The sequence below is a fragment of the Serratia sp. PAMC26656 genome (assembly GCF_016469055.2).
Classification (GTDB): Bacteria; Pseudomonadota; Gammaproteobacteria; order Enterobacterales; family Enterobacteriaceae; genus Serratia; species Serratia plymuthica.
The window spans coordinates 4,899,577-4,910,951 of the sequence record NZ_CP150486.1; the positions used below are offsets into that span (position 1 = coordinate 4,899,577).

Below are 11,375 nucleotides of genomic sequence, written 5' to 3' on the forward strand. Positions count from 1 at the left end.
TTCCCTCAGTAGTTCCAGCTCAGGTTAAAGCCCAGCGTCACCGGGCTGGTGCTGAAGCCGTCCGGTTTGGAGAACGGCACGCCGGCGAACAGGTCGTAACCCACCTTGAAGGCGTAACCGCGCAGGCCGACCACCCCACCCGCCAGGTGTTGCCCGACCAGGTAATCGGTGCCGTAACCGCCCACTTCGCCATAGTCGGCCCCCAGGTACAGTTCTTGCCCCGGCAGCGGCGTGCGCCAGGCCAGATCGTTGCGCACGAACCAGCCGTGGTTGGCGTTCAGGGTGCGTTCGCCGTCAAAGCCGCGTACCGTCCAGCGGTTGCCGATAGCAAACTGATCCTGCGGCGTCAGTGGGGTATCGCTGATCTGACGCTGGTACTGCACGTTGTAGTGGAAGTCCTGGCTGAACAGGCTGAACGGCACGTCAAGCTGGGCGTTGAGCTGCACGATTTTGCTGAGCGCCGTGGCCTCGCCAAAGGTCTCTTCCGGCGCAGGCAATGCGCCGAACCAGCGAGTGCCGCGCTGATAGCTGACGCCGGCATCCAGCGTGGCCTGCTGGATGTAATGGCGGTGCTGCAAGCCCAGCCGCCAGCCGGAGGTGCGGCGGCGCTGCACCTCCACTTCGGTATCGTTGATGTAGTTGCTGGATTCGCGCGCCAGCACGTCATAGGTCAGCGTGGTTTTCTGGCTGCCGTTACGGTGCAGCACCCGGCTGAGCTGGAAATCCAGGTTCTTGCTCTTGCCGCTGTAGCGGTAATCCTGATTCTGCCCGGCGATGGTCTGGTGATAGTCATAACTGTTGGCAGTCACCCCGGCCATCCAGTAGCCGAACGGCACCGAATAATGGCCGGTGATGTTTTTGGTGCCTCTGCCGCCCTGGTTTTGCAGGTCAGTGGTGCCGGAGATGTAGAACAGATCGCTGAGCGAGAACGGGTTATCCAAAGACAGCGTCAGGCCGCCCTGATAGCGACCGGTGCTCTTGGTGCCGGAGTCATCCAGCGAGGCGCCAACGCGCCACATGCGTTCTTGCTTCCAGCTCAGGGCGATATCGCTTTCGCCGGGCTGCTCGCCGGGGATGATTTCCATGTTGGCCTGCACCGTCGGCAGGCGCTGCAGGTTTTCCAGCCCCTGCTCGATATCACGCAAGTCCAGCAAGTTGCCGGCATGAGCCGGGAAACTGCTGTAGGGTTGAATGTAGCGGCCGCTGTCCGGCGTCAGTTTCACCTGGCGTACATAGCCGGGCACCACCACCAGCCGCAGCTTGCCGCTTTTCAGATCCTGCGTCGGCGCCAGCACGCGCGTGGTGATATAACCGTGGTCCACCAGCCGGTTTTGCAGCGTGCTCATCAACAGGTTGATGCCCTGCCCGCCCAGGCACTGGCCCTGCGCCTGGGTGGCAATGCGCTGCAACGGCAGCCAATGCGGGAGTTTGTCCTGGCCGGTCAGAACGACCTGTTCGATAGGGAAGCAGGGTTTTTCCTGCGGGAACGCAATGTGGCCAAAACCGGACGAAGGCGGCGACAGCCGCACATCCGGCGTCGGGGGCGTTAGCTGCTGTTCCAGCGCTTTTTGCCGCTGCTGCTGTATGATCAGCTGATCGCCATTTGGCGCTGCCGCCAGAACCGGTTGATTGAATATACACAGCGGCAAGACAACGGAAGCCAATGGAATACATCCCTTGCACACAGCAAGGCTGAGCGAAGAGTAAGCAGAGAGGCGCATGACGTTTTCCCTGTCGAAGGACAAATAAATGATAAGAATTGTAAATAAACGCGAACATTATGCGCGTGAATAGCTCGGGATCAACCCTATTTTGGCCAATAATGAGCGCCGGATAACAAATACGTGGTATGAATAATCCGAGAGGTTAGCGCCCTCGCGCTGAATATTAATATAACCAGCTGTTTATATTAAATAAATAATAAAAAAACAAAGATACCCACTAAAAATAATTAGGAATAATTGCATGCCAACAATGCAATTATTCATCATGACTAATCATTGCCAGATAACACCATAAATTTAAGACATTTCCTATTTCAAGCGCATTTTTTCGCGAATTAATCACCGTGATGAATGATATTATTATTAATCCACCTTCTACCTTTTGATTATATTCATCCTATTTCGAGCTGCAGCGTTGCTGGCCGTAATTTAAGGTTCCCAGGGCAGCGTTATCAACCTGCCCCCCTTATTCCAGAAGACGGTAACTGGCTCTCTATCCTTTCTTCCAGCGCCCGGATTTAGGGCCTTTGCGGATTCTTTCATTGCATTGCTAAACCGGTTCTTCTATTTTAGCTCGCCATCTGACACAGGTTAAAACAGAGGTTGATCATGGGAAATCGCGTATGGGTGCTGGGTGACGCTGTAGTCGATCTGGTTCCTGAAAATTCAAACAGTTATCTCAAATGCCCCGGCGGCGCGCCTGCCAACGTAGCGGTCGGCATCGCCCGTCTGGGCGGCGATAGCGCCTTTATCGGCCGGGTCGGCAAAGACGGTTTCGGCGCATTCTTGCAGCAGGTGCTGAGCGAAGAGCAGGTAGATATCCGCCACATGACTCAGGATGACAAGCATCACACCTCCACCGTGGTGGTGGATCTCGATCTGCTCGGCGAACGCACTTTCACTTTCATGGTCACCCCCAGCGCCGATCTGTTCCTGCAACCTGAAGATCTGCCTGAGTTCAAAGCGGATGAGTGGCTGCACGTTTGCTCTATCGCCCTGTCGCAAGAGCCCAGCCGCAGCACCACCTTTACCGCGATGGAGAACATCAGGGCGGCCGGTGGCTGGGTGAGTTTTGATCCTAATATTCGTGAAGATGTCTGGCGCCAACCGGAAGCGCTGCGCCCCTGCCTGCAAAAGGCGCTGCTGCTGGCGCACGTGGTCAAAATCTCACAGGAAGAATTGAGTTTTATCAGCAATATCGGTGAGCTGGAAAGCGCCATCGACTGGATGATGCAGCGTTATCCGCTGCGTTTGCTGCTGGTGACGCTGGGCGGCGATGGCGTATGCGTGCATGACGGCAAGCAGATCCGCCATTTCCGCGCCCCCTTGATCGTCCCGATCGACACCACGGGCGCGGGCGACGCTTTTGTCTCCGGTCTGCTGGCTGCGCTGGCGCAACTCGGCGCTCTGCCACAGGATGAACAGTGGCCAGAGGTGATCGCCCAGGCCCAAGCCTGCGGTGCCTTGGCTACCACCGCCAAAGGCGCCATGACCGCTCTGCCTACCTCAGAACAGTTAAAAGATTTCCTTCAGCGCTAAACCCATAACGGTGGGCCAGGCTCACCGTTTTCCACTGCTGGGCCGAATTTGCGCACTCGATCACAATAGCTGAATCGGGTTAGCAAACTTGATTGCCAGCCGCCGTTCAACTCTTTATCTTTCATCTTGAAAAACCGGTTTAGCAATTTAGCAAAAAACAATAACAACTTTACCCGGATGATAGAGAACCATGAAAAAACTTAGCTATTTGGCTGTAACTACAGGGCTCCTCATTTCCACCTCTGCAGCGGCGGCTGGCGCCGACAGCAGTATCGAAGCACGCCTGAATGCGATGGAACAACGGCTGCAACAGGCTGAACAACGTGCCACCCAGGCCGAAACACGCGCCACGGCGGCAGAACGTCACGCACAACAGTTGGAACAACGCACCGCCAACACCGAGCGGCAAACCGTACAGGTTGCGCAGCGTACCGCGACGCTGGAAACCAAGGCTGCGCCGGCTTCCAGCCTGAAGTTGAACGGTTTTAACGATCTGAAACTGTATGGCGACGTCGAGTTCAACCTCGACGGTGCCAGCCGCAGCGGCCAGCTTACCTCGTTGAAAACCAGCAACAACAAGGACTGGAAACCGGGCAACAAAGAGCGTTGGGATATCAATGGCCGTATTCTGGTCGGCGTGGACGGTTACCGTCGTAACCAGGACGGCAACTTCTCCGGTTTCAGCGTACAACCGCTGGCCGACATGACCGGTAAAATGAACCTTGATGATGCCGCCTTCTTCTTCGGCAACGAAAAGAACTGGCAGACCAAAATCGGGCGCTTTGAAGCCTACGACATGTTCCCGCTCAATCAAGACACCTTCATCCAGTATTCCGGCAATACCGCCAACGATCTGTATGCCGATGGCTTCGGCTATATCTACATGATGAAAGAAGGCCGCGGCCGCAGCAGCAGCGGCGGCAACCTGATGCTGAGCAAATACGCCGGCGACTTCTACTTCGAGCTCAATACGCTGGTGGAAGACGGTTCCTCACTGTTCCAGGACAGGGCCTACCACGGCAACAGTCTGGATAATAAGAAAAACGTGGCCTATCTGCGGCCGGTGCTCGCCTGGAAGAAAGACCAGTTCAGCGCGGCGGTGGCGATGGAAAGCAACGTGGTCAACAATGCCTATGGGTATCAGGACAATCAGGGAAAATTCGTCGACCAGTCCAAACGTAACGGCTATGGCATGACCATGACCTGGAACAACACCGCCGCCAATCCGGACAACGGTGTGGTCGCCAACCTGAGTACCGCCTATCTGGACGCGTCGGGCGAAAAAGACTTAACCGCCGGCATCAACGTGCTGTGGCGTCGTTTCGAAGTGGGATATATCTACGCCCACAACGACATCAAAGAGTTTAATACTGCCGGAATGGCGGCCGACATCAATAACCCGCTCAGTGAACCGGGCAAGTATGACATTCACACCATCCATACTTCGTATCAGATACCTAATATCATGAATATGAAGAACTTCAACTTGTACCTCGGGGCCTACGTCTCGATGCTTGAAGCCAATGCCGATAACAAAATAGCCAACGCCAATAACGATCAGCGCTACGGTGTGCGCGCCAGATTCAAGTACTTCTTCTGACGCAGGCTGGTGACTAATTTCCGCCGCGGAAAGCCGCGGCGGTGTTTTGATTTATTAAGGGAGAAAACATGGACATTACCGCAACCGCTAACGCGCTCTTGCCGCTGCTTGGCGGCAAAGAGAACATCGCCAGCGCCGCCCACTGCGCCACCCGTCTGCGGCTGGTGCTGGTGGATGACAGCAAGGTGGATAAAGCTGCAATCGGCAAACTTGACGGGGTGAAGGGTTGCTTCAGCAACGCCGGGCAGATCCAGGTGATTTTCGGCACCGGGCTGGTCAACAAGGTGCATGCGGAATTTATCAAGGCGGCGGGCGTCAGCGAATCCAGCAAGTCTGAAGCCGCCGACATCGCGGCGAAAAAACTCAACCCGCTGCAACGTATCGCCCGCCTGCTGTCGAACATCTTTGTGCCGATCATTCCGGCTATCGTCGCCTCCGGCCTGCTGATGGGCCTGCTCGGCATGGTGAAAACCTACGGCTGGGCCGACGCGAACAGCGCGCTGTTCGTGATGCTGGACATGTTCAGCTCGGCGGCGTTTATCATCTTGCCTATCCTGATCGGCTTCACCGCCGCGCGCGAATTCGGCGGCAACCCTTATCTGGGCGCCACGCTGGGCGGCATCCTGACCCATCCGGCGCTGACCAACGCCTGGGGCGTCGCGGGCGGTTTCCACACCATGAATTTCTTCGGACTCGATATCGCCATGATCGGCTATCAGGGTACGGTGTTCCCGGTGCTGCTGACGGTGTGGTTTATGAGCGTGCTGGAAAAGCAGCTGCGCAGAGTGATCCCCAACGCGCTGGACCTGATCCTGACGCCATTCCTGACGGTCGTGATCTCCGGCTTCGTCGCCATGCTGTTTATCGGCCCCGCCGGGCGCGCACTGGGTGACGGCATCTCCTTCGTGCTCAGCACGCTGATTGCCCACGCCGGTTGGTTCGCCGGATTCCTGTTCGGCGGCCTGTATTCCGCCATCGTCATCACCGGCATTCACCACAGCTTCCACGCCGTCGAGGCCGGGCTGCTTGGCAACCCGAAAATCGGCGTAAACTTCCTGCTGCCGATCTGGTCGATGGCCAATATCGCCCAGGGCGGCGCTTGCCTGGCGGTGTATTTCAAAACCCGCGACGCCAAGATTAAAGCCATTGCGGTGCCTTCAGCCTTTTCCGCCATGCTCGGCATTACCGAGGCGGCGCTGTTCGGTATCAACCTGCGCTTTGTGAAACCCTTCCTGGCTGCGCTGGTGGGTGGCGCGCTCGGCGGTGCCTGGGTGGTGGCCAATCACGTCGGCATGAACGCCGTCGGGCTGACGGCGATACCGGGGCTGGCGATCGTGCAGGCCAGTTCGCTGCTGAGCTACATCATTGGTCTGGTTATCGCCTTCGGCAGCGCCTTTACGCTCTCGCTGCTGCTGAAATACAAAACGGACAGTGAATGATGGAAGAACTGAATTTGATGAAACAGGCCGTTCAGGCGCTGATGACGGGTATGCCGCTGGCGCTGCGCGATCCTCATCGCCCGGGATGGCATCTGGCCCCCAGCGTCGGCCTGCTGAACGACCCCAACGGGTTTATTCAGCATAATGGGGTTTATCATCTGTTCTATCAGTGGAACCCGCTGGGCTGCGATCACCGCAACAAATGCTGGGGCCATTGGCAATCGACGGATCTGCTCAACTGGCAGCATCAGCCGGTGGCGCTGGTGCCCGGCGCTTGTTACGACAGCCACGGCTGTTACTCAGGCTCGGCGGTGGTGGCAGACGGCAAAATCATGCTGGCGTATACCGGCAACGTAAAATACCCCGACGGTTCTCGCACCGCATACCAGTGCCTGGCGCTGGAAAATGCGCAGGGCGGGTATGACAAGCTCGGCCCGGTGCTACCGCTGCCGGAAGGCTACAGCGGCCACGTGCGCGATCCCAAGGTTTGGCGCCACCAAGACAGCTGGTACATGGTGCTCGGCGCCCGCGACCTGCAGGATCGCGGCAAGGTGCTGTTGCTGCGCTCCGCCGATCTGCGCAGTTGGCAGCTGTTGGGGGAGATTGCCGGCACACAGCTGAACGGCATGGGCGATTTCGGCTATATGTGGGAATGCCCGGATCTGTTCACGCTGGCGGATGCCGAGGTGTTGATTTGTTGCCCGCAAGGGCTGGCGGCGCAGGACGAACGTTATCTCAACGTTTACCAGGCGGGCTATCTGACCGGCAAGCTGGATTATCGGCAGGCGGCCTTTGAACATGGCGAATTCCACGAGCTGGACGCCGGGTTCGAATTCTATGCGCCGCAAACCACGCTGGCCGAAGACGGCCGCCGTCTGCTGGTCGGCTGGATGGGCGTACCGGAGCAGGACGAAGCCAGTCACCCGACGTTGCAATACGGCTGGATCCATACCATGACCTGCCCGCGCGAACTTTCTTTGCAGAACGGCAAGCTTTACCAACAGCCGGCGCGCGAGCTGCAACGGCTGCGCGGCGAGGGCAGCCAATGGCAGGGAATGGCGGATAACGCCCCTGTCTGGCCGGTCGACAGTGCCGAAGTGTTGTTGACGCCCAACGGCGCATTCAGCGCCGACTTTGGCGATACGATGACGCTGAGTTGGGACGGTGCCTTGCTGCGTCTGACGCGCAACAACCTGCGCAACGGGCAGCCTGAACACCGTTACTGGCGCGGTGAGGTCACCCATCTGCAAATGCTGTTCGACAGCTCCAGCGTGGAGATTTTTATCAACCACGGCGAAGGGGTCATGAGCTCACGCTACTTCCCTGGCCCGCAATCGTTGCTGCGTTTGAGCGGTGAGACGCAGCTTGCACTGGAGCACTGGCCGCTGACGCCATGCATGCTAGAATGACGCATCTCCCGTTGAACTCAGATGCCGCCAGTGAAAAAAAACAAACGCATAACCATCAGTGATATTGCCGCGCTGGCCGGCGTGTCGAAATCGACCGCCAGCCTGGTGCTTAACGGACGCAGCAAAGAATATCGGGTGTCCGACGACACCCGTGACCGTATTCTGGCGCTGGCCGGAGAGCACCACTATCAGCCTAGCTTCCACGCACGTTCGCTGCGATCCTCCCGCAGCCATACCCTGGGGCTGGTCGTGCCGGAGATGACCAACTACGGTTTTGCCGTGATTTCACGCGAGCTGGAAACCCTCTGCCGCGAGGCGGGTTTGCAGTTGCTGATCGCCTGCTCCGATGAAAACCCGGCGCAGGAAATGATGGCGGTGAACAGCCTGGTGCAACGTCAGGTCGACGGCTTGATTGTCGCTTCCAGCCAGCTCAGCGATGTGGAATACCAAAAGATTAACGCCGGCCTGCCGGTGGTGCAGATGGACCGCCTGATCACCGGCTCCGCGCTGCCGCTGGTGATGACAGACTCACTGACCTCGACCGCCACGCTGGTGGAAAACGTCGCGCGCCAGCATCCTGACGAATTTTATTTCCTCGGTGGCCAGCCGCGCATCTCGCCAACGCGCGATCGCTTGGCCGGTTTTCAGCTCGGTCTTGAACGCGCCGGGGTAACCTGTAAACCGGAATGGATCATCAACGGCAATTACCACCCCAGCTCCGGCTACGAGATGTTCGCTCAGCTTTGCGCGCAGCTTGGCCGGCCGCCGAAAGCGCTGTTTACCGCCGCCTGCGGCCTGCTGGAAGGGGTGCTGCGCTACCTGAATCAGCACCAGTTGATGGAAAGCGACCTGCACCTTTGCAGCTTCGACGACCACTACCTGTTCGATGGCCTGACGCTGAAAATCGACACCGTAGCCCAGGATTGCCGCGCCCTGGCCCAGCACAGTTTCAACATGGTCAGCCAGCTTATCGACGAGCAGCCGTTGGCGCAGAATGCGTTATATCTGCCGGGCAGCATCCACTGGCGTCACCCCGGTTCGAAGGCCCTGCTCGGCCAGCCCTAAATTCAGGTTTTCCCCGATTAAGGAGCCCATCATGAGTCGCGAGATTAACAAAGATACCCAATTGTGCATGTCGCTGGCCGGCCGCCCTGGCAACTTCGGCACCCGCTTCCATAACTATCTGTACCAGGAACTGGATCTGAACTTTATCTATAAGGCATTCACCACCCAGGATATTCAGGCGGCGGTGGGCGGCGTGCGCGCTCTGGGTATTCGCGGTTGCGCGGTCTCCATGCCGTTCAAAGAGAGCTGCATTCCCTTCCTCGATGAGTTGGACGCTTCCGCCACGGCGATTGAATCGGTCAATACCATCGTCAATGACGACGGCTTCCTGCGGGCCTATAACACCGACTATATCGCCATCGCCAAACTGCTGGCACAGCATCAGATCCCGGCGGAGACCACTTTCGCCCTGCGCGGCAGCGGCGGTATGGCAAAGGCGGTGATCGCCGCCCTGCGCGACGCCGGTTTCAAACGGGGTCACATCATCGCCCGCAACGCGGCGGCAGGCCAGGCGCTGGCTAGCGCTTACGGTTATCAGTGGCTGGCGGAAGTCGGGGAGTTAACCGTGGATATGCTGATCAACGTGACCCCCATCGGCATGGCCGGCGGCGCAGAGGCGGAACAGCTGGCCTTTACCCCGGCAACCCTCGAAGCGGCGAAAATCGTTTTCGACGTGGTGGCGCTGCCGGCGGAAACCCCGCTGATTCGCAACGCACGCGAACAAGGTAAACGGGTGGTCACCGGTGCGGAAGTGATTGCATTGCAGGCGCTGGAGCAGTTTGTGCTTTATACCGGCGTGCGCCCTACCGATGAGCAGATCGCCCGCGCCGCGGCGCATGCTCGCGGCTGAATTCTATCAAAGCATTGAAATAGAAAAAGGGCGCCTTGGCGCCCTTCTCATCGTTAGCGATATCCGGCCCGCTACTTCGCGGCGCCTTCCATCCCCACCAGCCCCACTTTCAGGTAGCCGGCTTTACGCAACGTATCCATCACGCTCATCAGCGTTTCGTAGTCCACGGTCTTGTCCGCCTGGAAGAAGATGGTGGTCTCTTTGTTCGCCTGAGTGCGCTGATCCAGCACCACCGTCAGTTGATCGGCGCTGACCGCTTGCTCACCCACGTACAGTTGCTTATCCGCTTTCACCGACAGGAACACCGGTTTTTCCGGGCGCGGCTGCGGTTTGGCTGAAGAAGCGGGGAGATCGACGCGGATATCTACCGTTGCCAGCGGCGCGGCCACCATAAAGATGATCAACAGCACCAGCATGACGTCGATAAACGGCGTCACGTTGATTTCATGCAGTTCGCCGCTGTCGTCCAGATCTTCATTTAAGCGCATCGCCATAACTCACCCCACCCGCAGTTGGTGTGAATGCTGTGAGCGTTTGGCCTCTGCCGTCGCGGCCAGATCCAGATCGCGGCTCGACAGCAGCAATACCTGCGCCGCCACATCACCAACCTGGGCACGATGGCCGCTGATGAGGCGGGCAAAGACGTTATAAATCACCACCGCAGGGATCGCGGCGACCAACCCCAACGCGGTCGCCAGCAGCGCTTCCGCAATGCCGGGCGCGACGACGGCCAGGTTGGTGGTTTGCGAGTGGGCGATGCCGATAAAGCTGTTCATGATACCCCAAACGGTACCGAACAGACCGACGAACGGCGAGATAGCGCCAATGGTCGCCAGGAAGCCGTTGCCACGGCCCATATTGCGGCTGTAGCCCGCTACGCGGCGCTCAAGACGGAAACCGGTACGTTCTTTGATGCCGTTGTTGTCGTTGGACTCCGCCGACAGTTCCAGCTCGTTTTGCGCATCGTTCAGCAACACCGCGCTGATGCTTTCTTCGGAGAAACCCTGCGCCAGTTCGCTGGCTTCATCCAACGTACGCACATTGGCCAGCGCCAGTTGCTCGCGGCGCAAACGGCGCTTGGCGCGGAACAACTCGCTGCCTTTGGAGAACAGAATGGTCCAGGTGACGATAGACGCCAGCACCAGGCCGATCATCACTATCTTCACGACGATGTCCGCGTGCTGGTACATGCCCCAAACGGACAGATCCATACCGCGGGTTTCCGGTGGCTGAAGGGTCGGCGCCGGATTGAGCGGGGTCAGGCTTTCAGGCGCTGAAGCGGAAGGCGCGGCGACCGGAGCAACGCTCTCGGTCACGGCGGGGTTTGCCGCCGGTGCAGCCTGTGCGCTGCCGGCCAGCCCAACCACCAATACCATTGAAGCGATCAGACCACGGCCTAACGCCTTGCCCCATTGCGCCCGGTCTTGGCCGAACGCTCCTTGATTTAAATGCTTGCCAGCCGTTTTCACGCTGTGCCTCCACCCGTTACCGATCAAAATTGAGGAATAATTCAGCGTGTGATCATATCAAACCAATCAGGGATTGATAGTAGTTCTCATTATTATTTACCAATTGACATCCTCCCCGCCCTGAAGGACGGGGTTTTACGGCGCACCTGATAATCGGCAATATTTAAGATCTCGCGGCGTCGGAGCCGCAACATTCGCCCATTCGCTGCCGGTCAGGCCCTTTACTCCCCTTTTAACGGGTTTTTCGTTACTTTTCGCCCACAGAGATGCAACAAACGCG

At 58.2% G+C, this 11,375-nt stretch carries 9 protein-coding genes; 6 read left to right on the forward strand and 3 right to left on the reverse strand.

Annotated features, from left to right (window positions below):
- Window positions 1–5 precede the first annotated feature (5 nt).
- Window positions 6–1,721, reverse strand: coding sequence for a ShlB/FhaC/HecB family hemolysin secretion/activation protein (locus JEM67_RS23955; RefSeq protein WP_199635771.1), 1,716 nt, complete (start codon window positions 1,719–1,721; stop codon window positions 6–8).
- Window positions 1,722–2,333: 612 nt separating this feature from the next.
- Between JEM67_RS23955 and JEM67_RS23960 the strand changes: the two genes are divergently transcribed.
- The 6 genes from JEM67_RS23960 to JEM67_RS23985 all read left to right on the forward strand — a co-directional run bounded on the left by JEM67_RS23960 (window position 2,334) and on the right by JEM67_RS23985 (window position 9,626).
- Window positions 2,334–3,263 carry an aminoimidazole riboside kinase gene (locus tag JEM67_RS23960; RefSeq protein WP_013814589.1) on the forward strand — a complete coding sequence of 310 codons (930 nt, stop codon included), beginning with the start codon at window positions 2,334–2,336 and terminating at the stop codon, window positions 3,261–3,263.
- A 190-nt stretch (window positions 3,264–3,453) separates the two neighbouring features.
- Window positions 3,454–4,863: a carbohydrate porin gene (locus JEM67_RS23965; RefSeq protein ID WP_013814590.1), complete on the forward strand. Its 1,410-nt coding sequence runs from the start codon at window positions 3,454–3,456 to the stop codon at window positions 4,861–4,863.
- Window positions 4,864–4,931: 68 nt separating this feature from the next.
- On the forward strand, window positions 4,932–6,302 hold the full coding sequence (locus JEM67_RS23970; RefSeq protein ID WP_013814591.1) for a sucrose-specific PTS transporter subunit IIBC: 1,371 nt from the start codon (window positions 4,932–4,934) through the stop codon (window positions 6,300–6,302).
- Window positions 6,302–7,711: a sucrose-6-phosphate hydrolase gene (locus JEM67_RS23975; RefSeq protein WP_199635780.1), complete on the forward strand. Its 1,410-nt coding sequence runs from the start codon at window positions 6,302–6,304 to the stop codon at window positions 7,709–7,711. Before JEM67_RS23970 ends, JEM67_RS23975 begins: the two co-directional genes overlap by 1 nt.
- Window positions 7,712–7,732: 21 nt before the next feature.
- The gene (locus tag JEM67_RS23980; protein ID WP_199635770.1) at window positions 7,733–8,776 is read left to right on the forward strand and encodes a substrate-binding domain-containing protein; all 1,044 of its coding nucleotides are present in this window, start codon (window positions 7,733–7,735) and stop codon (window positions 8,774–8,776) included.
- Window positions 8,777–8,807: 31 nt separating this feature from the next.
- On the forward strand, window positions 8,808–9,626 hold the full coding sequence (locus JEM67_RS23985) for a shikimate 5-dehydrogenase (protein WP_199635769.1): 819 nt from the start codon (window positions 8,808–8,810) through the stop codon (window positions 9,624–9,626).
- A gap of 71 nt (window positions 9,627–9,697) precedes the next feature.
- Here JEM67_RS23985 and exbD read toward each other — a convergent pair whose 3' ends face one another.
- Window positions 9,698–10,120, reverse strand: a complete 423-nt coding sequence (gene exbD / locus JEM67_RS23990; protein WP_199635768.1) for a TonB system transport protein ExbD — start codon at window positions 10,118–10,120, stop codon at window positions 9,698–9,700.
- Window positions 10,121–10,123: 3 nt separating this feature from the next.
- Complete coding sequence (gene exbB, locus JEM67_RS23995; RefSeq protein WP_199635767.1) at window positions 10,124–11,095, reverse strand: tol-pal system-associated acyl-CoA thioesterase; 972 nt, start codon at window positions 11,093–11,095, stop codon at window positions 10,124–10,126.
- Window positions 11,096–11,375: the final 280 nt, after the last annotated feature.